Origin of the sequence: Paenibacillus phytorum, assembly GCF_013141715.1 — a bacterium.
In the GTDB taxonomy this organism is placed as follows: domain Bacteria; phylum Bacillota; class Bacilli; order Paenibacillales; family NBRC-103111; genus Paenibacillus_E; species Paenibacillus_E phytorum.
This window is the reverse complement of the sequence record NZ_WHOA01000072.1, coordinates 37,967-61,218: the sequence shown is the minus strand read 5'-3', so window position 1 is coordinate 61,218 and position 23,252 is coordinate 37,967. Positions and strand designations below refer to the sequence as shown.

The following is a 23,252-nucleotide window of genomic DNA, read 5'->3' as shown; positions in this document are numbered from 1 at the left end:
TTGAGCATAGAAGGAGCTTGATTATGAGTAATCAGAGAAATCTACCCGAAGCGATGCTTTTTGACTTGGACGGAACATTATTTCAGACGGAGACTTTACTTCTGCCTGCTTATCATAAGACGTTTGATGAGCTTCGAGCTAAAGGCCTTTTTACTGGGGAAACTCCACCGGAAGAACGAATCTTAGGGGCGCTAGGTATGCTTCTTGAGCATATCTGGGAGCGGGTTATGCCGAATGAGCAGATGGCAACTCGTCAGGAAGCAGATAAACTGCTGATCAAGTATCAAGTGGAGGGACTGCAGCAGGGGCATGGCGATCTTTATACAGGAGTAGCTGAAACCTTACAAGCTTTACATAATAAAGGAATTCGTTTATTTGTCGCAAGCAATGGACTCGAAGATTATGTTCGGCATGTTATTGAAGCTAAAGGTGTAGCGCATTTATTCGAAGGATTGTACAGTGCAGGGCAATATCGAACGAGATCCAAGGTGGATTTAGTAAAAATACTGCTGGAAACACATCAAATCCAATCAGCCTGGATGGTTGGCGATCGCTCATCCGACGTAGAGGCAGGACTCCAGAATAACCTAACCGTAGTCGCTTGCGATTATGCTGGCTTTCGTGAGTCGGGAGAGCTAAAGGGTGCGCATATTCGAATCTGCAGCTTCGCTGAACTGCTTGAATATTGTAATTAAGCGTAGGCTGTCGCAAATATGGGGAGTTGGGCATACACTGTAGAACTTTGATAGATAAAGGGTGCTGATCAGAAATGCCTTCTTTTATAGGGATATTCAATGTTATTAGGAATGAAGGAAATCTGGTGAATGGCGACACTGCTGTCATTGCTCCGACATCCGCATCCAAAACCTATACAGGTGCAGGCGGCGGAATAACGGGAGATTTCGGGGTATCCACTTCGCTATTTAGTGCAACGATCACGTTTGACCCGGATGTAGTAGATGCAGGCGCGAACAAAGTCGCAACAGGGACATAGCCAGCAGTTAGACAATCATTCGTTAGATCGATTCAGGCTCATGTGATGTTGAGCAGATGAATCGATCTTTTTTTTGCAGAAATAGTATTGACATCAGCCTGTTTAACTTACTATTATGAATATATGAGTAAATGCTCATATATTCGATGTCACGTATAAATCAAATGGCAGCATTGCATTCTAAAGGATTGAGAGACAGGGAGGGAATTCTATGCAGCATCATGAATCTGAAGTACAATCACATCAACACAAAGATCATTCTAATTGCAGCGGTAATGAGGGCCACCAAGGGCACGATCACGCTCACCATGGACATCATCATGGACATCATCATGAACATCACCACCATGGCCACAGCGGAAATAAACAGGGACTCCTCATTGCGCTATGTATAACAGCGAGCATCATGATTTTAGAGTTTGTAGGTGGTTTATGGACCAATAGTTTGGCGCTGCTCTCGGATTCAGGCCATATGTTAAGTGATGCAGGCTCTCTTGTATTAAGTCTCACCGCTCTTTGGTTCGCAGCCAAGCCATCATCAGCTCATAAATCCTATGGCTTTCATAGAATTGAAATCTTAGTGGCTCTATTCAATGCTGTCACACTTTTTCTAATAGCAGGGCTCATTATCTGGGAAGCAATTGGGCGATTTATGGATCCTCCTACTGTTGCCAGTGGTTCAATGATGCTCATTGCATGCGTCGGTTTAATGGCCAATTTACTTAGTGCCTGGGCACTTATGCGTAAAGGTGATGTGCATGGCAATCTCAATCTGCGCAGCGCTTATCTGCATATTCTAGGTGATGCTTTGGGCTCTGTGGGAGCTATTTTAGCCGGTGGGGTTATGCTGATCTTCGGTTGGTATGCGGCTGATCCAATCATTAGTATCATTGTGTCTCTACTTATTCTTAAGGGGGCTTGGGCCGTCCTGAAATCGACGATTCATATCTTGATGGAGGGAACTCCCGCAGCTGTTTCTTATGGGGATGTCAAACACGTGTTGGAGAGCATTGATGGTGTTATCAATGTACATGATTTACATATTTGGACGATTACTTCAGGCCTTGATTCTCTAAGCTGCCATTTACTCATTGCCGATGATTATGATAGTCAAGTAGTTCTCCAGAAAGCTATTCATCAAATAGAGGAACGATTTCAAATCACTCATGCTACTATTCAAATTGAAAACTCAACTAACGCCCATCCAGAACTAAAAGTATAGCTAAAGCAAAGCGCTAAGGAGGGATGATCATGGAAAAAATATGGATAGAAGCAAGTGAAGGTGAGGACACTTGTGCTTGTACAAGTGCTGACTCGGTACAGCTTATGCAGGAACCTCAAATAACGGAGGAGCAAGCGGTAGGGATTGCGGAGGTATTCAAAGCCTTAGGCGATCCGACAAGGGTTAAAATGATCTATTACCTGCAGCAAAGGGAGCTATGCGTGCATGATCTTGCAACGCTTCTTGCGATGGGGCAGTCGGCTGTTTCACATCAGCTCCGCTACTTGCGGGATTTGCACATTGTCAAAAGACGTAAAGTGGGGAAAACGGTCTTTTATTCTCTAGACGATGACCATATTGAGCAAATTTTTGTTCAAACTTTGGGACATCTTCAGCATATGTAGGCCGGAAGCTGGCTAGTCTTTTAGCTGACGCTTCCGATTAATTGCGTTATGATTCGGATTTTTTTTCTTCCGATGTTTGTTCTTCTATTTTTATTTTCTTTTGTTTCATCATCCAGACAGCATATTCAAGTGGCCTTGTAACCGCCTTCTGATAGATTGAATGTTGACCAATTTTGCGAAATACTTCTCGTGATGGCTTAGGATTTACTTCGAGCAGCCAAACATTTCCGTTGGGATCTACGGCAATATCCATGCCTAACTCGCACAACTTACCGAATTTACTTTCCAAATAGTCAGCGAGCTTATACGCGAAGCTGTTCATTTCTTTCTTAATTGTTTCCATTTTTTCTTCGGAAGAAAAACGGTAGGCTAACAATTTATCCTGGGTTACTGCACTTCCACCGCCGTGAAGATTCGAAGTGATGCTGCGATGAGGACCAATACGGCCCGCACAACCGGTCACTTCCCACTCGCCACGGCCATTTTTCTGAATTAGCAAACGATAATCATGCACACGGCCATCTCTCAGCGTTAGCTGTATTCCTTGCTGAACCACATAATCGGGGCTCAATTTCAGGGTGTGCAGTTTGATCGAAAGCTGTTTTTCTGTCGCGCGGAATGGAGCGATGATGGTTCGCTGCTGATTCCTTCCTTGTAATAAGTAAAGATCAGAACCGAGCTGTTCAATTCGTAATATGCCTCTTCCACCCGTGCCATTCTTCGGTTTTACATAGATTAGCTTATGCTTCTTTAGAAACTTCAACAGCTCCTGCACGGAGCTATATCGGACAGTAGAAGGTAAATAGGGGCGAATGCTCTCATTCTCCGTAAGGGTTTGATGCATCGACCATTTGTTAGCTAAAGGTTTACTTAAATAGGTAAGCTTGGCAGCATGCCGATTACGAAATGCTTTGAGCATCTGATAATTTGCCGCCGCTTTATACCGGCAGCGATCATAAATAATAGGGGGAAAAGAAGTACGCTTGCGAATCCATTTCCCCAGATCGGAATCATATGTCAGCGTACGAACGGCGTTGTCACCTTCGACGTCATCTGGGGTAAATACCTCAACCTGCACACCAAGTTTCTTGCCCTCCCTACTTAGCCGCTGAAAGTAAGAAAGCTCTTCGAGCCGAGATTTGCTTAAATAGATAGCGAGTACGCCCAGTCGTTTCGAAGACAAGCATAATCACCTTCTTCTCCCATGATTAATCAAGTAAAGGCTGTAACGGATAATGCGTTCAAGTGATTTTTGACGAATTTTAGGTTCATCGAATTTCATTGGTTTAGAATTAGCTTCGAAGAACCAGATGTGTCCTGCGGTATCAACACCAATATCCATAGACATTTCACCAAGTTGATTGCCAGATGACTTCTCAATTTGCGCAGCGAGTGTAACAGCGGCTTTGCGAACTCGCGTCAAAATATTTTTGGCTTCCGTGGCACCAAACGCAGACGTAAGCAGTTTGCGTGGCTCGTCAATTGATCCGCCGCGAGGTACATGTGTCGTGATGCTGGCTCTACCCGCTACACGAGCTCCAATACCGGACACACTCCAGACACCTTTGGACGTCTTCTGGACCAAAGCGCGTAAATCGTAAGCACGCTCTTTGTATCTCGTTAAAGCGATACCTTGCTGCACGATGTAGTCATGGGTACCACGGTGTTTATTCCATTCATTCCATAGCTCATCAGTGGAATTGTGGTAGCTATAAGCCATCTTCTTATTTTCTTGGCGGCTCAGCCGATAATTACGACGGCCATTTGCAGTCGTTAATCGATCAATGCGCATAATGCCTCTCCCTGCTTTGCCTTTTACTGGTTTTAAGTAGAGTACGGCATGTTTACGCAATAGCTGAGTTAGATCATTTGCCGAGTTCAATTGCTGCGTATCAGGTATATAAGGTTTGCTTTCTTTGGCACTATTTAACCATCCGAACAAGGTCCATTTGTTGAAGAAGGAAGGATTGAATAACTGAATGCTGGAGCTGCGATTGCATGATTGAATGGTTTGCTGGACCTCAGGCTTCATTTCCATCTTGCGATAGGGAATACGATTGTATACGACTTGTGGAGCGGGAACGAGTTCCCTGCTCCATTTTTTAGTTTCGTCATTAAAGCGATAACCATATATTTCGGGGCTGGATAAGGTGAAGTCCTTCGTGGTCACGATGTAAACATCAACACCAAATTGTTCACCAGTTTGAATTAAATCCCGGAAATTGTCCAGATTGCCGCGAAATATACGCTTACTATCCTTAACGGTGAGAATGGCAAGAGTAGGCTTTTGTCCTATCTCATGAAGGAAGAAGCCCATTAGTTTTCCCTCCTAGAGCGGAAGCGACTCAAAAAGAGGCAGTGCTCATAAATATTTTGTAAAGTAGCGACGTCGCCTTCTTTCAAAGAGGGATGCTTGAAAATGGATCTCCCCGGTTTAGCATTTGCCTCAAACATCCAGATTTTCTCACTTTGATCAATACCGATATCGAATCCGAGCTCACCAAGTAAATGGTTATAGTTATTCTCGATGCCCTCGGCGAGCTTAATAGCCGTTTCTTTGGCATTGGTAAGCACTTGCTCCGCGCGATTGCCGTAGATTTGACGCAGTACCTGTTCTGGCGTCATCAATTGACCGCCGTTGCGTATATGGGTGGTAACACTGCCTTTACCAGATTTTTTCGCCCCGATCGCAGCTACAACCCAATTGTTATTGCCATTCTTCGTCAAATGGAAGCGGAAATCTATCGGACAGCTATCGATTTCAATGAGACGGATCCCTTGCTGTGCGACATAATTCGTGAGGCGGCCACGTCCAGTTCCAAGCATTTGCATTAAACCATCGAATTTTCCGTAACGGATGAGAACATTTTTACCGCCTTTGCGGTACCGAACAAAGTAACCTCGCTTAGGATTATACGTTACGCGGAAAATACCGATACCTAGGCTCCCTGCCGTGGGCTTCAAGTAAATGAATTTATGTTTATCAAGCATTTCTTTAATTTGATCAGCAGACGGATTGATCCGGGATTCTGGGACGAAGCGGAAAGCATCATCGCCATCTAACATTTTGTAAACGTCCCATTTATCAAAGAAGCTCCAGTTAAAGAGGGGAATCCCTCTTCGTACAAATCGTTCCTTAAAGCCTTCCATACCTGCAGATTTCTCTGCTATACGGCTAGAAAGCCGATTATAGACAACATCAGGCAATGGGAATGTTTTGCGTACCCAACCTCCGCCTTCTTTCGGAATAATGCCAGTAACCGTTTCTTGAATCCAATTTACGCTGCTAGGGCTAAAAGCGAAAGCGAAGGACTTCGTTGATGCTGTACTCATAACTTGGCGAATGAATCCAGTTTTTGTACCAAATGGTGATGTACCGCTCACTACGTTGGTTAAGATACCAATGACTGGGCCAATGCGAAGTTCTTTATTATTGTTATTGGCTGCTAACACACTCCCTGTTCGAGGAATGCGTAAGGAGGCCATCAGGGAAAGCGGAATGTACATATGCTGACCACTTTTTTTGATCAGACGGATCGGTAGGGTCGCTTTTTTACTGCCAACCTTTACAGTTATCGATTTATTGCCGGTTAACCGTAAAGCTTTGACGAGTTCACTTGTTAAGTAGACCGATCTATCTGTTCGTTGTACGGCGTGGAGCATACACGTTGTCAAACTCATTAGGTTACCCTCCTAAACTTGTTGCCCTACGGGGCTTTCAGTGTCAAAACAGGCAGATATGACCATCTGCCTACTTTGGCACATACCAGCAAAGCCAAGCTCAACTCAGCTTTTTGTGGAGTAAGAATCCAGCATAATGTATGGGGTTTGCAATGGATTTCGTGCGTGCTTTCTCGTTACGCATTCGTGCGAAAATCGTCCTGCCCGGCTTCGAGTTCACTTCAAGAATCCACACGCGACCACAGGTGTCAATCCCTAGATCAATACCAAGCTCAGCCAGTCGCCCGTGATGAGCTTCCAGAAAAGGGGGAATTCGGCTTGAAAGCATATCGAGTGTGGCTATAAGCTCATGTGCCTTCGAATCACCAAACTCCTTGGTAAGGAACGAGGTCACATCTTCAGCAGTGCCTCCGCCATGTAGATTGGAGGTGATGCTTCCAGGTTTGCCAATACGTACGGCCATGCCGGTACTTTCCCATAACCCACGGCCGTTTTTTTGTACGAGGGAGCGTACATCGTAAGCCATACCCTCTGTTGAATGGAGAGTTAGGTATTCTTGTATCAGATAAGGTCGCATACCAATCAGGTTGCGAAGCCAAAACCAGCACGAATCAAAGTCTTTAAAATCACGCTCTATGGGGTGATTATGGGCATCGCGCCCTTTTATATGAAAAGAGCTGTTATCGTCCAATGTGCTTATCTTGTGAATATGCAATGCACCTCTGCCTTGGCTGCCACCCTGTGGTTTGAGGAAAACATCGCTTCTTGTACGAAGCCATTTTCTTAGCCCGGTGCCACTTGTCAGCATGCTCGTTTGAGGTAAGTAGAGGTGCAAAGCGCTGTCTTTCTGTAGGATCTGACCCACTTCCCACTTTCCGCTCAATCCATAACCTAGAAAACGAATATGGGGTTTCGCACGCAGCTTGCCAACATGGTAACGGTACTGTCTATAGCTGTCTTTAGTGCTAAAGAAGCATCGATCATAGATAAGTGAAGGTAGAGGGAGAAGTCTCATGACCCACTCTTGAGTTTCACTCAGATAGGTATAACCTCTCACCATTTCTTGCTTCCAATCGATACGATTCGGTGAGAACACGAACACGTCGAGACCCTCGCTATCACCATAAGAAGTGAGATGCTTATAAAAGTCTGAACTTGCAAAAGGCAGCTTTCGATTCTGTTCCGTCACCATGATCCCTAGCAAGGGACGCGTTGCGCTTAACCGCATGTTTTCACCTCAGAACTTCGCTAAAAAACGCGCATACTGCACGATTTGTTTAACAGACGGTCTAATTTTTCGTTCATTGTTAAGAGGGGTATTATCATCCTTGGACGGCTTGGAGTTCACTTCGAGCAACCAAACTTTCCCCATTTTATCTACAGCAAGGTCGATTCCTAGCTCACCAAAATGATTGGGAATTTGTGTTTCAATCCCTTTGGCGATGTCCAAGGAAGCCTTGCGCAAACGTCCCGAGACAGAGACACGTGTAGCTGACGAAAACGAAGACTTAGCAAGTGCTCCAGGAACGGTCGTAAGACTGCCGCCACGAGCCAGGTTAGAGACAAAATGCTGCGTTCCTGCAATTCGGCCAACAATCGACGTTATTGCCCATTGCCCTTGGGCTCCCCTCTGTACAAGAGCTCGGAAATCAACAGGGTTACCGTCGGAAGTGATGAGATCGAGTCCTTGTTGTAATTGATAACGTTGTGTCTTGAGCTTGCCGGATAAGGCCTGAAACACAGCGGTTAGCGAGGAGAAAGATTGTTTGCGAACCCCAGCGAGGTTCGTAAAATGACAGGTAAAGCCATCTCCTGCTTCCTTGCGAATGCGAATGATCCCTTTACCTAAACTTCCGGTAATCGGTTTAAGGAATAAGACCGGATGACGTGCGGCCATGGATTTCAACATCTGATAGTTTTTAAAGAGATAGGATTCGGGTAAATATCCATGGAGGGTGTTATCTTTGCGCAAGGCCTCGAATACTTCCGTTTTGTTCAAATATTTCTCATTAAAGATGTCAGTGGCATGGCGAGCTTTGGCGTCTTTCATGAATTGTTGAACATTGGCCATATTTTCGTATTTGCGCGAGGTAAGTCGATTATAGATGACATTGGGAATCGGAAACGTTTTTTTGCTCCAGGAACCATTGGAATACGAATACGCGGATAGCGTTTGGGCATTGGCACGCATTTCATCAGGCGGAAAAAAGCACACAATAGCCCCAAAAAGGTCACACGCGTCCGTCATTTCTTTACAAAAAGCGGTGATAGCACCGAATGGACGATCATTTGAGCTAGCATAAACCCGGCTAATCATTACGCCAATCAAGGGTCCGATCGACAAGGTGCTTGCGTTTTGCCTATAATGGAGATTGAGTTGAGCCCCATGATGAAGACCGATTTTGGAAGCGAGAGCAGGGTTTACACGTAAACTGTTCGACGTTGAGGCGGTGACAATTTTGACTTCCTGCTTGGCAGAGCCAAATCGCATAGTAATCGTTTGATTGGACGGAACTTTCCATTTTTTTGCAATGGCTTCACTTAGAACAACGGTCCGATCATCCAAATAGATGCTGGTGCCTTGAATGGATATTCCAACTTTCGTCCGGGTCAATAGCGAACACTCCTTCCAGCATCAAAAATGGCATTGCTGCTTAAGCAAAGTAAACTACTCCATCATATGAGGACATATTTCCCTTGGTGCCTAGGCATCTGTCCGAAAGTGCCCTTTTATTCGTTGAGAAAGTACATAGGCCATAACAAATAAAAATCAGGAGGAAATAAAATGAATGTACATGATAAGGCTTACGAATTGGCAAAAGCGATTAAGGAAAGCAGTGAATACAAGGATATGAAGGAGTTTCGCTCCATCATTAACGGCGATGCAGCCAGTAAGAGCTTGTTGGAAGATTTTCGCAATCGTCAAAATGAGCTGCAGCAGAAAATGGCAGGTGGCGACATGCCGCCGCAAGAGGATATGGAACAATTGCAGAAACGATATGAGGAGCTTGCTCTCAATCCACGTATTAACCAATTATTCGACGCGGAGCGTCGATTGTCGATCGTGCTGGAAGATGTGCAGCGGATCATTGCTGAGCCGTTAAAAGCAATGTTGTAATAAAAAAGAGTGTATCCCTCGTAGAGAAGTCTAGTCATCTAGTCGTCTAGAAGTCTACTCATGGGCTACACTCTTTTTTTAGTAAACAAACGAAGATTAGGGATACCTTTTTGCTAGGCTCGATGTTGCGAAATATCTCGAAACTGTCTATAGTAAAAGGGTATTTATTAGGAAATGAGGACTTGAAACCGTTATGGCAAAAGCAAAAATCACGGAGCTCGATATCGTTAGAGCCTTCTCCATCCTTGCAGTCGTTCTGATTCATGTTACCGCGGACTGGACAGTGGATCTGGCTTTGAAGGGGAGCAGCACAGAGCTAATCATTTTATTTTTGAATAAAATAAGTTATTTCGCTGTTCCGCTGTTTATTTTTCTGAGTGGCATTGTATTATTCTACATTTATACGGATAATTGGAGCGCGAAACAGGCTGGCATTTTCTATTGGAAACGTGTCCGCCAAGTATTAGTTCCTTATATCGTTTGGTCCTTCTTCTACTATATATATAACCCTTGGCTTTGGACGCCGGGGCACCCCATTAAATTTGATATAAGTGTTTTTCTAGAACAGTTAAAATGGGCAGATTCCGGCTATCACTTGTATTTCATGATTATTATCGTACAGTTCTACCTGCTGTTTCCGCTGCTAGTGTGGGCTGTTAGAAATGCGCCATGGTTCCGCCGAACGCTGGCACTTTGGGGATTAGCCATTCAAGCGGGCGTTTACATTTACAGCCACTGGTTCGGAACGATTAGTCATAAACCAGAACTTTGCATAACGTATTTCGGGTATTTCCTCGTGGGCGGTGCAATTGGCATGAACTACGGCGCCTTTCGTTCTTGGATGGATCGGAACAAAGGTTGGGTGATGCCAGCTGCATTCCTCAGTGGTTTGGCCTATGTGATGCTTTACCTATTGGGACTAAAAGGATATAAGTTTGAAAATACGTGGTACGAAATTTTATGGCTGATCTATAGCATTGGCATTGGTGTAAGCTTTATCTGGATCGCGAAATGGCTTCTCCAGAAATCAACAAGAGTGGCAAAGTTTTTCGTCTCGCTAGGCTCGGTGTCATTTGGTGTCTACTTGATGCATCCAGCGTTGTTATCACTATGGAAATATAAAGTAAATATGCCTGGCTCGATTTTGCTTTTTAACGTGTATAACGGGATCGTATTTGTGCTGATTGTTGCGATACCGTGGGTACTCACGCTGCTATATAGAAAAGTAAGAAAAGTGTTGTCGGTATGATAGAGATGAGGACCCAGTTGGCTGGGTCTTTTTTTTGTTTACTTCACAGTCGCACGATTCCCACAATCAAAAAAAGTTCGGATAACTTGCTGTCAGCTGAGGTTATTCATTTGAAAATTTCTCTCGCGTATTGGATAATTGCAGTGACGGATTGTTGGACAGAATGGTTCAGTGAAGTCGAGGTTGCTCAGCTAGTAACAGTTTGTCGACCATATCGGTGGAGACTTTCTAAATATATTCTACATATAGAAGAAAGGTTGTTGAAGGATGAACGAAATCATTTCTTTATTGCAAAATCATCGCTCAATTCGTAAGTTTACGAATGAGCCAATAAGTTCGGAACAACTGGATGCTATTCTGGCGGCTGCTCAAGCGGCATCTACATCCAGCAATATGCAAGCGTATAGTGTTATCCGCGTTACGGATAACGGGCTGAAGAACCAGATTGCCGCGCTAGCCGGCAATCAAGCTTACGTCAGCGAGTGTCCGCTGTTCCTAGTGTGGTGCGCGGATTTGCACCGATACGCGCAGGCTGTCCACCGTCACGGGGACACCCCGGTTACTGGCAACGCTGAGAATTTCATCGTTGCTACGGTAGATGCGGCATTAGCTGCGCAAAATGCTGCGATTGCCGCCGAGTCTCTCGGACTCGGCGTGGTGTATATTGGCGGGCTGCGCAATAAGCCCGCTGAGGTGTCTCAGCTGCTGGGCTTGCCGCAGCTGGTGTACCCGGTCTTCGGCATGTGCATCGGCACGCCGGATCAAGAGCCGCTGCAGCGGCCGCGGCTCCCGCGAGAAGCCGTATACCATGAGAATCGGTATACGGATAACGAAGGAGCGGTCGACGTGTACGACGAGAGCATCCGCGACTATATGAAGGTTCGATCGGGCGGCAAAGTCGATACGACCTGGTCCAAGGATATGGCCGCCAAAGCGCAGCGGCCGCGAGAACACATGAAACCCTTCCTTAGCTCCCAGGGTTTCGAGGTTGAGTAAGTCTTTATCTTTCGCTTTGAACATATAAAAAGAACTTGTCTCATACAATGAAAACAGGATGAGATAGGTTCTTTTTTTATCTTAAGCGAAAGGAGTGATCATTTTGAAAGGCTTTAAAAATGTCGTCTATATGAGCTTAACGTTAGGCATGCTATTTTACTCCATTCCTCAATTGGAGTTTCGAGATGTAGGGTCGCTACCTATGGTGTTTAGTAGCATTTGGATCGTGATGGCCCTGCTCGTGACAGCCTCTCATTTGCATCAAATACTTGGTGTGGATGAAGAGAAACGCAAAGAAATGAGCCGTATCAATAGGATGAAGAAATGGCAGTTGGAGCAGCTTGTTCAAGGTCGCCGGAAACTGCTGCAATTTCGCAAGTAGCGAAGAAGACATTTCCATTTTGACAACGAACGTATGTTTGCTATAATACAAATAAAGCATCCAATCCAATAGGGTTGGATTTTTTATTTAGAAAAAGCTGATTTCATTGTTCTTGCGCTTTGGAACGATTATACTAGTAGTACAGAGTAATACAGGAACAAGCGAATGAGGTGTAACAGTTGGATACACAATCCGTGGATACGTTAACGAAGCATGAACAGATTTTGCGCTATATTGAAAGCTTGAAGCTTGGCAGCCGGATCTCCGTTCGCAAAATTGCCAAGAACATGGAAGTCAGTGAAGGAACGGCTTACCGAGCTATTAAAGAGGCCGAGAATCAAGGTCTGGTCTCGACCAAAGAGCGAATCGGAACCGTAAGAGTCGAGAAAAAACTGCGACAGAACATTGATAAGCTCACATTTGCTGAAGTCGTGAATATGGTCGATGGGCAAGTGCTCGGTGGCTCACGGGGACTCCATAAGACGCTGCACAAGTTCGTTATCGGCGCGATGGAACAGGATGCTATGATGCGCTACATTGAGGCAGGCAGCCTTCTTATTGTTGGTAACCGTAACCGTGCCCATATCTGTGCTTTGGAACAAGGCGCAGGTGTGCTCATTACAGGGGGATTTAACACCAGTACAGAGGTGAAAGTCCTTGCAGATGAACTGGAACTACCCATTATTTCGAGCAGCTACGATACATTTACAGTTGCCTCCATGATTAATAGAGCCATATACGATCGATTGATCAAGAAGAAGATTATGCTTGTCGAGGACATCCTGGCATCAGGAGCTTCCTTATATGCCCTTAAGGCAAATAGTACACTGAAGGACTGGCAGCGCATGTCAGAGGATACAGGATACAGCCGTTTTCCAGTCGTAGACGAGTGGAACCGAATTATCGGTGTTGTGACCTCGAAGGATATGGTGGGTGCTAATTCTCTACAAACGGTAGATAAGCTTATGACGCGCAGTCCGCTTACTGTAACGCCCCAAACTTCGGTAGCATCAGCGGCCCACATGATGGTGTGGGAAGGCATTGAACTGCTGCCAGTTGTGGATACAAACCGCAAAATACTTGGCGTGCTTAATCGCAGCGATGTGCTGAAAGCCATGCAGTATATTCAGAAGCAGCCGCAGAATGGTGAAACGTTCGAGGATTTAATCTGGTCCGGACTGGAAGAAGTTAGGGATGAGAAGGGGTCACTGCAGTTTCATGGCGTTATCACCCCACAGATGACGAATCATTTGGGGACGGTATCGGAAGGTGTTCTTACAACACTGATGACCCAAGCAGCCTATCGTATCGTGCAGGAACATAAGAAGGGGGATCTCGTCATGGACAATATGTCGACCTATTTCTTAAAACCGCTGCAAATTGACTCCAAAATAGAAATACGACCCACCATCATTGAGGTGAGCCGTAAGTTTGGCAAAATTGATGTAGAAATTTATCATGCTGGGACTTTGGTTTCCAAAGCGATGCTAACCGCTCAAGTCATTTAACGCAGCATGCGATCGAAGTGCCCGTGATTGCGAATGCCGGCGAATAGGTTGAACAGACCTAGCAAGACCAGCACGGTGCCGAAGATACGGCGAAAGCTGGATTCACTAAAGAAGAAGATTTGGGTAATGGCAATCAGAACGAGCATTAAACCCATGCTAATATTCATGCGGGCCGAGAATAAACCGCGTCTGGCTGGGTCACTTTCGCATCGAGACCGGAAGCTGAAATACAAGGATAGCGCTAGCAGTATGCAAATAAGGGAGAATAAAGTGATTTGAATGGCGAACATGTATAATCCGTCCTTTAGGCGAGTTTAATGTTTACTTTAGCGATTTTAATGTAAGATTGCAATATTCTATCACCTAAAAAGTCCTCAGGACGGTTATGTGCGTTTCTCTTGGGCCGTAATCCAGACAGTCAGTTCGGTTTGAATCAATACGATGGATTTGACCTCAACGACATATTTTTTATCATGCAAAATATAGGTCCGCTGGGTAATAATTTTTTCATAAAGGGGCTGTGAGTCCCGTACGAACGCGGCCTTTTGGCCAATAACGAGCTTGAGCTCGCTTTTAATATCGCTCTCAATTTCTTTCTGAATATCTTCACTAATGAGTTCTTCCTGATTTTTCGGAACTAAATGTACGTTGACGACATTAATTAAGGATTGCTTATTTTTTGTCTTGTTTAAGTTGTCGATATCGGCATGCAAATCACGATTTTCTTGCAAATATTTATGCATCTCCACATATAGTTGCGTGTAGTTATACTGATGAATGCTCATATAGACCGCGCTCCCAATGATAGCTCCCGAAAGCATCAGTCCTAAGCTCGAAAGCAGACGTTGATATCGGGCAAAAGGAGGGATCCTCAAGGCTGATTGCCCCCTTTGCAGATCATTTGAATGAGTGAAGTGCCCATCTGCGCGCCTATAAAGGCAACAATAATCAGAACGATTTGCTTAATAGCGGGATTCAAATGCCCTATAGCTACATGGCTTTCAATATAGCGTATCGGATCAATCGTGCCGCCAACGGCAGCTACCATGGCCCAGATTTTAATGTTTTCTGCAATGGTCAGCATTTTTTCCGTCGGTGATTGAAGCGTGAGCACGGCTGCTATTCCACTTAACATGCTGCCTCCAAATACGACCCCGAATGCAATACAGAAATACACGATAATATTTGCCCAAAAGACATACATGTCCTTATCGCTTCCTTTCCAGCTAAGTTAAAGAGGACAAACTCTCTATACTTAATGTATGGGAATGCCTAGCACCAATATGATAAAATATAAGGAATAAAATGAAAGAAGGGAGGACATGCTGATGAGTTCGTTTGTACACTTGCATGTTCATAGTGAATACAGTTTATTAGACGGTGCGGCACGTATGGAGGAGCTTGTTTCCCGAGCGGCTGATCTTGGCATGACCTCTCTGGCATTGACAGATCACGGTGTCATGTACGGGGCCATTGCCTTCTACAAAGCCTGCAAACAGCGAGGCATTAAACCAATTATTGGTTGTGAAGTCTATTTCACAGCGGGATCTATTCGTGATAAAGGGACTAGACAGGAACAGCCGATCTATCACCTCATCCTGCTTGCCAAAAATTTTCAAGGCTATCAAAATTTAATGAAGCTCTGTTCAATCGGGCATTTACAGGGCTTTCACTATAAACCGCGAATCGATTTGGAACATTTAGCCAAGCATTCAGAGGGACTTATTTGTCTGAGCTCCTGCTTAGGTAGCGAGGTTTCTCAGCATTTGCTTCACAATCGTCACGATGAAGCCAAAAAAGCGGCGGAGCGCTATCGTGATATTTTCGGCGACGACTTCTTTCTGGAAATTCAAGATCATGGGATGATTGAGCAGAAAAAAGTGATGATCTCGATGATCGAGTTGAGCAAAGAAACCGGAATACCGCTTATTGCCACGAATGATGTGCACTATGTGACTGAACCAGATCACGTGATGCAGGACATTCTCATTTGCATTGGAACAGGCAAAACAGTTGAGGACACAGATCGGCTTAAGATGGGGACGAGTCAGATGTATTTGAAAAGCGAAGAGGAGATGAGACGTTTATTCGTCCATGTCCCCGAAGCGCTTACGAATACGAGCGTTGTAGCTTCACGCTGTGAACTCGAACTTACGTTCGGTAAATCGATTTTGCCTAGCTTTCGTCCGATTCCAGATCACCTCACAGCTGGAGAATACTTGCGAGAGCTCTGTGTGCAGGGGCTGGAGCAGCGCTATTCTACTAAATCTGAGTGGCATACTGCGGATTCACCGCTGCGGAAACAAGCAGAAGAACGTCTAGCTTATGAGCTCAGCGTCATTGAGAAAATGGGTTTTTCCGATTACTTCTTGATCGTATGGGATTTTATTCGCTTTGCGCACGAAAAGAGTATCATGACCGGGCCGGGTAGGGGATCTTCTGCTGGAAGTCTAGTTGCTTACGTACTGCGCATTACGAATGTGGATCCACTGAAATATAAGCTGCTGTTTGAACGTTTTCTTAATCCTGAGCGGATTACGATGCCAGATATTGATATCGATTTTAGCGATGAACGCCGGGATGAAGTCATTGATTACGTGGTTGCCAAATATGGGCACGAGCATGTCGCGCAAATTATTACCTTCGGAACGATGGCGGCCAAAGCAGCGGTTAGGGACGTCGGCCGCGTATTGAATGTACCCTACGGGGATGTTGACCGCGCTGCCAAGGCGATTCCGAATCAACTAGGTATGACCTTAGCGGAAGCACTGCAGGTTAGCTCTGATTTAAAGGGGCTGGTCGCAAGACAGCCCAAGACAGCAGAATTGCTTGAAATGGCGATGCGTGTTGAAGGAATGCCGCGCCATGCATCAACCCATGCTGCAGGAGTTGTCATTTCCAGAGAGCCGCTGACACAGTATGTCCCTCTTCAAGAAGGCACAGCTCAGACGGCTCTTACTCAGTATACGATGGAACATTTGGAAGCTATCGGACTGTTGAAAATGGATTTTCTCGGCTTGCGGACGCTGTCTATTATAGAACGAACGGTTGATTGGATTGCACAGATGGAAGATGTGCGCCTCAACTTTGATATGCTGGACATGGATGAGGATGCTGTGACCTACGGTATGCTTAGTAAAGGAGAAACGACGGGCGTCTTCCAGCTGGAGTCATCTGGTGTACGTAAGGTTTTGAAGGATTTGAAGCCCTCTGTGTTTGAAGATATTATTTCCGTTGTGGCCTTGTACCGCCCAGGTCCGATGGAGTTTATACCTAAGTACATTTTTGGGAAGCACGGACAGATGGAGGTCGTCTATCCGCACCCCACGTTGGAACCTATCCTTCGAGATACGTATGGCATTATCGTCTACCAAGAACAAATTATGCAAATTGCCTCATCAATGGCAGGTTTCAGCTTAGGCGAAGCGGATTTGTTAAGACGAGCAGTGTCCAAGAAGAAGCGGGAAGTGCTGGATGAAGAACGGGCACATTTCGTTTCGGGCAGCTTGCGTCAAGGTTTCAACGCCGATGAGGCTAATCATGTGTATGATATGATCGTGCGATTTGCTGATTATGGTTTCCCGCGTGCGCATGCAACGGCTTATGGGGTGCTGGCATTCCAAACGGCTTATTTAAAAGCGCACTATCCGATTTACTTTATGGCCTCTATGTTAACGGCTGTCATGGGAAATCATCGGAAGGTAGCCGAATATGTGGATGAATGTCGACGGGTGAAATTGGCTGTGCTGCCGCCTGATGTCAATGGCAGTGGAACGGTGTTTACACCGGATCCTGCGGCAGGGGCGATCCGCTTCGGACTTGCTGCGATCAAAAATGTAGGCACTCAAGCAATCGATGCTATTCTTAATGAACGGAAAAAGTCACAGTTCGAGAGCTTGCTTGATTTCTGCAGACGTGTTGATTTACGCGTATGTAATAAGCGAGTAATTGAATCGCTCATTCAAGGTGGAGCCTTTGATACTTTAGGCGGGCATCGCGCTCAGCTGATGGCTATTCTCGATGAAACCATCGCCTCAGCAACCAAATGGCGCAAGGAACGGGATGATCTGCAGCTTCACCTCTTCGGCTTCGTTGAAGAACCGAACTGGGAGGTTGAAGTTCCGAACATACCTCCGATGCCGCAGAGCAAACAATTGGAGCTCGAGAAGGAACTTCTCGGTATGTACATATCCGGACATCCGCTTGATGCCTATGCGGAGCAGCTTAGTGAGATGGAAGCGGCTATGCTTCATCAATTAGCCGAGCTGCCAGATAACAGCGAGGTTCTTGTAGCGGGAATGATCCTCTCGAATAAGACGATCGTCACGAAGAAAGGGCAGCCCATGGCGTTCATGGAGCTGGAGGATCGCATCGATAAGGTCGAGGTGGTGCTGTTCCCGGAGACCTGGAAGAATGCGGCTCCGCTCGTGCAGAAGGGCAGACTCGTCCTCGTCAGGGCGAAGCTGCAGCTTCAGGACGAGGACCCGCCCAAGCTGCTCGCGGAGCAGCTTGTCGCGCTGGACGACCCTGCGGGCGTCCAGCGGCTCCGCCGGCAGCCAGGGGCGCATAGGCGATCAGCTGACGTAGTCAGCGATCGGCCTGCGCGCACGGCTGCCATCTCAGGCGGCGCACGCAGCGCCGCCGCTGTCACACAGGCGGCCCCTGCGGCGGGCCGCCAGGAGTCCCGCGCTGCGGCGCAGCCGGCGCGCACGAACGCTGCGGAGCCGAAGGCGCAGCGGGTGTTCGTCAAGATCTCGGCTGACTGCGAGCAGCCGGATAAGCTGCTGCAGCTGAAGGCGCTGCTGAAGCTTCATAAGGGTGGGCTCGCGGTTGCGCTTTTCTACGAAAGCAGCAACAAGCTCTTGGCCCTGAGCGACCAATATTTGGTCGATCCTTCGAAGGATTTGTTCCGTATGATTGAGACCATCATGGGTAAAGATTCGGTCAGAGTGAAATAAAGACAGCAACCTCCGCATATGAATAGGAACCCGGCATTTCAGGGGCTTAATACATGCGTAGGAGGAGACTTATGACCGAACAACATATGATCCAGTTGCTGCAAAGACGTGGTGTAACGGTAGAGCAAATCTCTGAAATTGTGTTCAAGCTGCAAAAGCCCTATAATGATCAACTATCGCAAGAAGTGTGTATCGAGAGTGTGCTGGCTGTTCTCGCCAAGCGGGAAGTGCAGTATACGCTTTATACGGGCATTGCTCTTGATGAATTGGCAGAGAAAAAGCTGCTGCCCGAGCCTTTGCAATCGATTCTTGAAGCGGATGAACCCCTGTTCGGCGTGGATGAAACTCTGGCCCTAGGCATTGTTCATGTATATGGAATGATCGGCTTAACTAGTTTTGGCTATTTAGATAAGGAAAAAATGGGTATTATCCGAACATTGAATGATGATAAAAGTTCTGTGCATGTTTTTCTGGATGATTTGATCTGTGGTTTAGCGGCTGCCGCTTCTGCCAGAATCGCTCATCAGAATGAGCATGCGCCTGATTATAGCAGTAAATTACGTCTGGACTAGCTCAAATAGTTCAGACTTCACTTTTTTTCATGAACGTGCTCTGTTGCGGGAAAAAGAGAAATTATGATATCATTATTCCATTGTGTGCGCCTATGCTTATGTAGGATGTTAATTATCATCGTTGCTAACTTGCCCTAATCCATGTAGTTGCACGTCATAGGAGGTTTTTTTTTCATGTGGACGGTGATATACATAGCTCCTACCGCGAAGATTGCAGAGCGGATTAAACAGAGGCTGACGGAAGAAGGATTTCTCGTACAAGTTCGGGGTATCTCTTTATCCAAAAATCAGTTCGAAATCGTCGTACCAGAAGGCGAATTAGAGGAAGTACAGGAAGTGCTCAATTCTATTTTACATAGATAATGAAAAGTAGAAGTAAGTAACGTGGCTTGTCAGAAGTTCAAGATAATAGCCAAGTAGAGGTGGAAATGTGCTAAAGGATTTATTTCAAAAGCGTAAATATGCAACGATTCCTTCCGAGAAAACAAAACGGGAAATTCCCGAAGGTTTAATGAATAAATGCCCGAAATGTGGTACGATCCAAACGAGCAAAGAGCTTGAGAAAAATCTAAAAGTCTGTACAGCTTGTGGCTATCATTATCGATTAAGCGCATTGGAACGTATCCAATTAACGCTCGATGAAGGTGAGTTTTTGGAATACGACGCAGACATGATCTCCGAGGATCCTCTGGAGTTCCCTGATTACGTAGAGAAATTGGATAAAGCGAAGAGCACAACGAAATTACAAGATGCAATTATGACCGGGGAAGGTACGATTGGTGGCTATCCGGTTATTGTTGCGGCTATGAGTTTTGACTTCATGGGTGGATCACTAGGCTCCGTTGTTGGGGAGAAAATAACCAGAGCGATCGAAGCTGCCATTCAAAAGAAAGTTCCAATTATCATTTACTCCACATCAGGTGGAGCTCGTATGCAAGAAAGCATTCTAAGCTTGATGCAAATGGCGAAGACAAGCGCTGCTTTGTCCAAGCTCGGTGCGGAAGGCGGATTGTTTATTTCTATTATTACAGATCCGACTTTCGGCGGTGTATCTGCGAGTTTTGCTATGTTAGGCGATATTATTATTGCTGAACCGGCTGCGCCATTTGGATTTACGGGGCGTCGTGTTATTGAACAAACAATTAAACAGAAGCTGCCCGACAATTTCCAGACATCTGAATTCAATCTCGAGCATGGTCAGCTCGACAAGGTCGTGAGCCGTAAGGATATGCGTCCTACGTTAATCAAGCTGTTAGACATGCACGGAGTGCAGGGGGAGGCGACTTATGGCGGGTGAAATGCCGTTTGAACAGCCGCTGGCGGAACTAAAGAAGAAGATTGCGGAACTGCGTGCTTTTGGCGCTGAGAAGCAAATTGACTTTTCAGAGGAAATTCGCCGTTTGGAAGAAAGATATGCTGAACTCGAAGATGAGCTTTATGCGAGTATGTCTTCTGCTGAGAAAATGCAGTTGGCTCGCCATCCGCAAAGGCCGACAACGATTGATTATATTGGAACTATTTTTACGGATTTCATAGAGTTTCATGGCGATCGCCTATATGGAGATGATCTTGCGATTGTAGGTGGATTAGCCAAGTTGAACGGCATTACGGTTACGGTGGTCGGTCATCAAAAAGGGAAAGATACGAAGGACAATATTGCTCGTAACTTCGGTTGTCCGCATCCGGAAGGATTCCGTAAAGCGCTGCGTTTGATGCGTCAAGCGGACAAGTTTAGACGACCTATTGTAACGTTTATTGATACCAAGGGGGCATTCCCTGGGAATGCTGCAGAAGAGCGCGGCCAAGGAGAAGCGATTGCCAGAAATTTACTGGAAATGGCCTCTTTTCGTGTGCCGATCATCTGTATTGTTATTGGGGAAGGCGGCAGTGGCGGCGCACTCGGCTTAGGTGTAGGTAACAAGGTATTAATGTTGGAGAATGCTATCTATTCGGTTATTAGTCCCGAAGGCGCGGCTTCCATCTTATATAAAGATGCTTCCAAAGCTTTACACGCGGCAGAAGCAATGAAAATTACTGCGGATCATATCTTGGAGCTTAAGGTGATCGACGGTATTATTCCAGAGCCTAAAGGTGGCGCACACCGGGATTTAGCAGCACAAGCAGAATTGATCAAAACAGCTATCTGGGAACAGCTTCAGCATTTGCTAAGTATGAACGAACAGGAGCTGCTCGAGGACCGTTACCGCAAATTTAGAGAGATCGGCCGGTTCACATTCACTCAGGAGGGAAACCATGCGTAAAACGAAAATTGTCTGTACCATTGGACCTGCAAGCGAATCACAAGAGAATTTGAAAAAACTTCTAGAAGCGGGAATGAATGTTGCCCGTCTTAACTTCTCCCACGGAGATTTTGAGGAGCACGGCGCACGTATCCGCAACCTTCGCGCTGCATCCGCTGAGACAGGCAAAGTAGCAGCTATTTTGCTTGATACCAAAGGACCGGAAATCCGTACGGGGAAATTGAAAGAAGAGCCGATTGAGCTTGTTCAGGACAAGCACATCATTTTAACAACAGAAGAAATCTTAGGCGATGCAGATCGTATCTCAGTTACGTATTCGAATCTGCCGCGTGACGTTGCTGTTGGATCTACCATTCTAATCGATGATGGTTTAATTGGCCTTTCGGTTGTTGATATTCGTGGAACTGAAATCGAGTGCCGTATTGTCAATGGCGGAACGATTAAAAGCAAAAAAGGCGTTAACGTGCCAGGTGTGAAAATCAGTCTTCCGGGTATCACGGAAAAGGATGCCAACGATATCGTCTTCGGTATCGAGCAAGGCGTAGATTTCATCGCGGCTTCTTTCGTTCGTAAAGCAAGTGACGTTATGGAAATTCGTGAATTGTTGGAAAGACACAATGCTTCACACATCCAAATCATTAGTAAAATCGAAAACCAAGAGGGCGTTGACAACTTAGACGAAATCCTTGAAGTATCCGATGGTCTGATGGTTGCTCGTGGGGATCTTGGGGTTGAAATTCCAGCTGAAGATGTTCCTGTTGTTCAAAAACAAATGATCAAAAAATGTAACATCGTAGGTAAGCCAGTTATTACGGCAACGATGATGCTCGACTCCATGCAGCGTAACCCGCGTCCAACGCGTGCAGAAGCAAGTGACGTAGCCAATGCGGTGTTCGACGGAACGGATGCTGTGATGTTGTCCGGTGAAACAGCTGCTGGTAAGTATCCAGTTGAGTCCGTGCAAACGATGGCTCGTATCGCTGAGCGTGCGGAAGCAGCATTGGAATATAAAGAAATTTTCCTTCGTCAAGCGCAAGCGCAACAAGTTACTGTAACCGAAGCGATTTCTCAAGCGGTAGCTAACTCAGCTTTGGAGCTGGGTGCGAAAGCGATTTTAACGGCTACGGAAAGTGGATATACAGCTAGAATGGTATCCAAATACCGTCCGAAATCACCAATCATTGCCGTTACGCCTAGCGAGCATGTCATTCGCCGTTTATCCCTTGTATGGGGTGTTATTCCGGTGATGGGCGTGCAAGCGAAAACGACGGACGAGCTGTTCAACCTTGCGGTAGAAAGCAGCATCAAAACAGGTATCGTGTCTCTAGGTGATATCGTTGTCATTACGGCAGGTGTACCTGTTGGACGCTCCGGAACAACGAACTTGATCAAGGTTCATCACGTAGGTGAGATGATTGCCAAAGGAACGGGTATCGGCATGCAAACAGCAACGGGTATCGTGGTAACGGCTCGTACACCAGAAGAAGCGAATGCAAAAATGGTAGACGGTGCTGTACTTGTAACGGTATCGACGGACAAAGAATATATGCCAGCTGTACAAAGAGCATCAGCGTTGATTACAGAAGTGGGCGGTATTACTTCACACGCAGCGGTTGTTGCACTTAGCCTTGGTATTCCGGTAATCGTTGGCGTTGAGAACGCTGTAGAAGTAATCAAAGATGGCACAGAAGTTTCGATTTATCCAGAGGTCGGCGTGATCTACTCCGGACAAGCGAGCGTTCTGTAGGATATAGCAAAGAGTGAAGCGAGAGTATTCTCAGCTTCACTCTTTTTTTGTTAGATATGCGTAGATTGTCTAGCGGTATGTGTCCCATAAGTAGGGTTATGTTTATCTATATGCAAGAAGTTTATTTCTAAATGAAAAATAAATTTCTTGATGTAAATAA

Annotated in this window: 23 protein-coding genes; 15 read left to right on the top strand and 8 right to left on the bottom strand. The window is 45.8% G+C overall.

The genetic code is table 11. From position 1 onward, the window contains the following. Positions 1 to 23: 23 nt before the first annotated feature. From GC098_RS09525 to GC098_RS09510, 4 genes are all read left to right on the top strand, one after another. Complete coding sequence (locus tag GC098_RS09525; protein WP_171642942.1) at positions 24 to 695, top strand: HAD family hydrolase; 672 nt, start codon at positions 24 to 26, stop codon at positions 693 to 695. Positions 696 to 769: 74 nt separating this feature from the next. Beyond that, positions 770 to 994: a spore germination protein gene (locus GC098_RS09520; protein WP_029194366.1), complete on the top strand. Its 225-nt coding sequence runs from the start codon at positions 770 to 772 to the stop codon at positions 992 to 994. Positions 995 to 1,205: 211 nt separating this feature from the next. Next, complete coding sequence (locus GC098_RS09515; RefSeq protein ID WP_171642941.1) at positions 1,206 to 2,216, top strand: cation diffusion facilitator family transporter; 1,011 nt, start codon at positions 1,206 to 1,208, stop codon at positions 2,214 to 2,216. 29 nt (positions 2,217 to 2,245) lie between these two features. Further along, a complete protein-coding gene (locus GC098_RS09510; RefSeq protein WP_171642940.1) occupies positions 2,246 to 2,620 on the top strand; it encodes an ArsR/SmtB family transcription factor in 375 nt (124 codons plus the stop codon). Positions 2,621 to 2,666: 46 nt separating this feature from the next. Here the strand turns inward: GC098_RS09510 and GC098_RS09505 are convergent, their stop codons facing one another. From GC098_RS09505 to GC098_RS09485, 5 genes are all read right to left on the bottom strand, one after another. Further along, a complete protein-coding gene (locus GC098_RS09505) occupies positions 2,667 to 3,803 on the bottom strand; it encodes a YheC/YheD family endospore coat-associated protein (protein WP_171642939.1) in 1,137 nt (378 codons plus the stop codon). Between the two features lie 6 nt (positions 3,804 to 3,809). After that, entirely contained in the window at positions 3,810 to 4,937 is a 1,128-nt protein-coding gene (locus GC098_RS09500; protein ID WP_171642938.1) for a YheC/YheD family endospore coat-associated protein, read from the bottom strand. Further along, positions 4,937 to 6,301 carry a YheC/YheD family endospore coat-associated protein gene (locus tag GC098_RS09495; RefSeq protein WP_171642937.1) on the bottom strand — a complete coding sequence of 455 codons (1,365 nt, stop codon included), beginning with the start codon at positions 6,299 to 6,301 and terminating at the stop codon, positions 4,937 to 4,939. The genes GC098_RS09500 and GC098_RS09495 overlap by 1 nt, the downstream gene beginning before the upstream one ends. 100 nt (positions 6,302 to 6,401) lie before the next feature. After that, entirely contained in the window at positions 6,402 to 7,529 is a 1,128-nt protein-coding gene (locus GC098_RS09490; protein WP_171642936.1) for a YheC/YheD family endospore coat-associated protein, read from the bottom strand. Between the two features lie 9 nt (positions 7,530 to 7,538). Further along, entirely contained in the window at positions 7,539 to 8,915 is a 1,377-nt protein-coding gene (locus tag GC098_RS09485) for a YheC/YheD family endospore coat-associated protein (RefSeq protein ID WP_171642935.1), read from the bottom strand. A 171-nt stretch (positions 8,916 to 9,086) separates the two neighbouring features. On the opposite strand from GC098_RS09485, the gene GC098_RS09480 reads away from it, so the two are divergent. The 5 genes from GC098_RS09480 to GC098_RS09460 all read left to right on the top strand — a co-directional run bounded on the left by GC098_RS09480 (position 9,087) and on the right by GC098_RS09460 (position 13,554). After that, positions 9,087 to 9,419 (top strand): YlbF family regulator, encoded by a 333-nt coding sequence (locus GC098_RS09480; protein ID WP_171642934.1) that lies wholly within the window; start codon positions 9,087 to 9,089, stop codon positions 9,417 to 9,419. 193 nt (positions 9,420 to 9,612) lie between these two features. Further along, positions 9,613 to 10,668 carry an acyltransferase gene (locus GC098_RS09475; RefSeq protein ID WP_171642933.1) on the top strand — a complete coding sequence of 352 codons (1,056 nt, stop codon included), beginning with the start codon at positions 9,613 to 9,615 and terminating at the stop codon, positions 10,666 to 10,668. 267 nt (positions 10,669 to 10,935) lie between these two features. Next, positions 10,936 to 11,664 (top strand): oxygen-insensitive NADPH nitroreductase, encoded by a 729-nt coding sequence (nfsA, locus tag GC098_RS09470; RefSeq protein WP_171642932.1) that lies wholly within the window; start codon positions 10,936 to 10,938, stop codon positions 11,662 to 11,664. Between the two features lie 103 nt (positions 11,665 to 11,767). Continuing rightward, the gene (locus GC098_RS09465) at positions 11,768 to 12,046 is read left to right on the top strand and encodes a hypothetical protein (protein ID WP_216625217.1); all 279 of its coding nucleotides are present in this window, start codon (positions 11,768 to 11,770) and stop codon (positions 12,044 to 12,046) included. A gap of 179 nt (positions 12,047 to 12,225) precedes the next feature. Continuing rightward, entirely contained in the window at positions 12,226 to 13,554 is a 1,329-nt protein-coding gene (locus GC098_RS09460) for a DRTGG domain-containing protein (RefSeq protein ID WP_057307274.1), read from the top strand. Here GC098_RS09460 and GC098_RS09455 read toward each other — a convergent pair. The 3 genes from GC098_RS09455 to GC098_RS09445 form a co-directional block, all read right to left on the bottom strand. Beyond that, positions 13,551 to 13,844 (bottom strand): YtpI family protein, encoded by a 294-nt coding sequence (locus GC098_RS09455; RefSeq protein ID WP_171642931.1) that lies wholly within the window; start codon positions 13,842 to 13,844, stop codon positions 13,551 to 13,553. The two genes, GC098_RS09460 and GC098_RS09455, sit on opposite strands and share 4 nt — an antisense overlap. Positions 13,845 to 13,937: 93 nt before the next feature. After that, positions 13,938 to 14,429, bottom strand: coding sequence for a sporulation membrane protein YtrI (locus GC098_RS09450; RefSeq protein WP_171642930.1), 492 nt, complete (start codon positions 14,427 to 14,429; stop codon positions 13,938 to 13,940). Further along, entirely contained in the window at positions 14,426 to 14,758 is a 333-nt protein-coding gene (locus GC098_RS09445) for a YtrH family sporulation protein (RefSeq protein ID WP_171642929.1), read from the bottom strand. Before GC098_RS09445 ends, GC098_RS09450 begins: the two co-directional genes overlap by 4 nt. A gap of 124 nt (positions 14,759 to 14,882) precedes the next feature. Between GC098_RS09445 and GC098_RS09440 the strand changes: the two genes are divergently transcribed. The 6 genes from GC098_RS09440 to pyk all read left to right on the top strand — a co-directional run bounded on the left by GC098_RS09440 (position 14,883) and on the right by pyk (position 23,092). Beyond that, on the top strand, positions 14,883 to 18,512 hold the full coding sequence (locus GC098_RS09440) for a DNA polymerase III subunit alpha (protein WP_171642928.1): 3,630 nt from the start codon (positions 14,883 to 14,885) through the stop codon (positions 18,510 to 18,512). 71 nt (positions 18,513 to 18,583) lie between these two features. Further along, entirely contained in the window at positions 18,584 to 19,084 is a 501-nt protein-coding gene (locus GC098_RS09435; protein ID WP_171642927.1) for a phosphatidylglycerophosphatase A family protein, read from the top strand. A gap of 174 nt (positions 19,085 to 19,258) precedes the next feature. Then, positions 19,259 to 19,447, top strand: coding sequence for a hypothetical protein (locus GC098_RS09430; RefSeq protein WP_028554922.1), 189 nt, complete (start codon positions 19,259 to 19,261; stop codon positions 19,445 to 19,447). A 67-nt stretch (positions 19,448 to 19,514) separates the two neighbouring features. After that, entirely contained in the window at positions 19,515 to 20,381 is an 867-nt protein-coding gene (gene accD, locus GC098_RS09425; protein ID WP_171642926.1) for an acetyl-CoA carboxylase, carboxyltransferase subunit beta, read from the top strand. Next, on the top strand, positions 20,371 to 21,345 hold the full coding sequence (locus tag GC098_RS09420; RefSeq protein WP_171642925.1) for an acetyl-CoA carboxylase carboxyltransferase subunit alpha: 975 nt from the start codon (positions 20,371 to 20,373) through the stop codon (positions 21,343 to 21,345). The genes accD and GC098_RS09420 overlap by 11 nt, the downstream gene beginning before the upstream one ends. Further along, positions 21,338 to 23,092 carry a pyruvate kinase gene (pyk, locus tag GC098_RS09415; protein WP_171642924.1) on the top strand — a complete coding sequence of 585 codons (1,755 nt, stop codon included), beginning with the start codon at positions 21,338 to 21,340 and terminating at the stop codon, positions 23,090 to 23,092. Before GC098_RS09420 ends, pyk begins: the two co-directional genes overlap by 8 nt. The last annotated feature ends 160 nt before the right edge of the window (positions 23,093 to 23,252 follow it).

What these genes read in the sequence shown, in the direction of transcription:
- GC098_RS09520 (WP_029194366.1), top strand. Translation starts at nt 770, where the DNA reads ATGCCTTCTTTTATAGGGATATTCAATGTTATTAGGAATGAAGGAAAT.
- GC098_RS09495 (WP_171642937.1), bottom strand. Translation starts at nt 6,301, where the DNA reads ATGAGTTTGACAACGTGTATGCTCCACGCCGTACAACGAACAGATAGA.
- GC098_RS09420 (WP_171642925.1), top strand. Translation starts at nt 20,371, where the DNA reads ATGGCGGGTGAAATGCCGTTTGAACAGCCGCTGGCGGAACTAAAGAAG.
- GC098_RS09475 (WP_171642933.1), top strand. Translation starts at nt 9,613, where the DNA reads ATGGCAAAAGCAAAAATCACGGAGCTCGATATCGTTAGAGCCTTCTCC.
- GC098_RS09490 (WP_171642936.1), bottom strand. Translation starts at nt 7,529, where the DNA reads ATGCGGTTAAGCGCAACGCGTCCCTTGCTAGGGATCATGGTGACGGAA.
- GC098_RS09440 (WP_171642928.1), top strand. Translation starts at nt 14,883, where the DNA reads ATGAGTTCGTTTGTACACTTGCATGTTCATAGTGAATACAGTTTATTA.
- GC098_RS09510 (WP_171642940.1), top strand. Translation starts at nt 2,246, where the DNA reads ATGGAAAAAATATGGATAGAAGCAAGTGAAGGTGAGGACACTTGTGCT.
- GC098_RS09515 (WP_171642941.1), top strand. Translation starts at nt 1,206, where the DNA reads ATGCAGCATCATGAATCTGAAGTACAATCACATCAACACAAAGATCAT.
- nfsA (WP_171642932.1), top strand. Translation starts at nt 10,936, where the DNA reads ATGAACGAAATCATTTCTTTATTGCAAAATCATCGCTCAATTCGTAAG.
- GC098_RS09430 (WP_028554922.1), top strand. Translation starts at nt 19,259, where the DNA reads ATGTGGACGGTGATATACATAGCTCCTACCGCGAAGATTGCAGAGCGG.
- GC098_RS09455 (WP_171642931.1), bottom strand. Translation starts at nt 13,844, where the DNA reads ATGTTCGCCATTCAAATCACTTTATTCTCCCTTATTTGCATACTGCTA.
- pyk (WP_171642924.1), top strand. Translation starts at nt 21,338, where the DNA reads ATGCGTAAAACGAAAATTGTCTGTACCATTGGACCTGCAAGCGAATCA.
- GC098_RS09435 (WP_171642927.1), top strand. Translation starts at nt 18,584, where the DNA reads ATGACCGAACAACATATGATCCAGTTGCTGCAAAGACGTGGTGTAACG.
- GC098_RS09525 (WP_171642942.1), top strand. Translation starts at nt 24, where the DNA reads ATGAGTAATCAGAGAAATCTACCCGAAGCGATGCTTTTTGACTTGGAC.
- GC098_RS09480 (WP_171642934.1), top strand. Translation starts at nt 9,087, where the DNA reads ATGAATGTACATGATAAGGCTTACGAATTGGCAAAAGCGATTAAGGAA.
- GC098_RS09500 (WP_171642938.1), bottom strand. Translation starts at nt 4,937, where the DNA reads ATGGGCTTCTTCCTTCATGAGATAGGACAAAAGCCTACTCTTGCCATT.
- GC098_RS09445 (WP_171642929.1), bottom strand. Translation starts at nt 14,758, where the DNA reads ATGTATGTCTTTTGGGCAAATATTATCGTGTATTTCTGTATTGCATTC.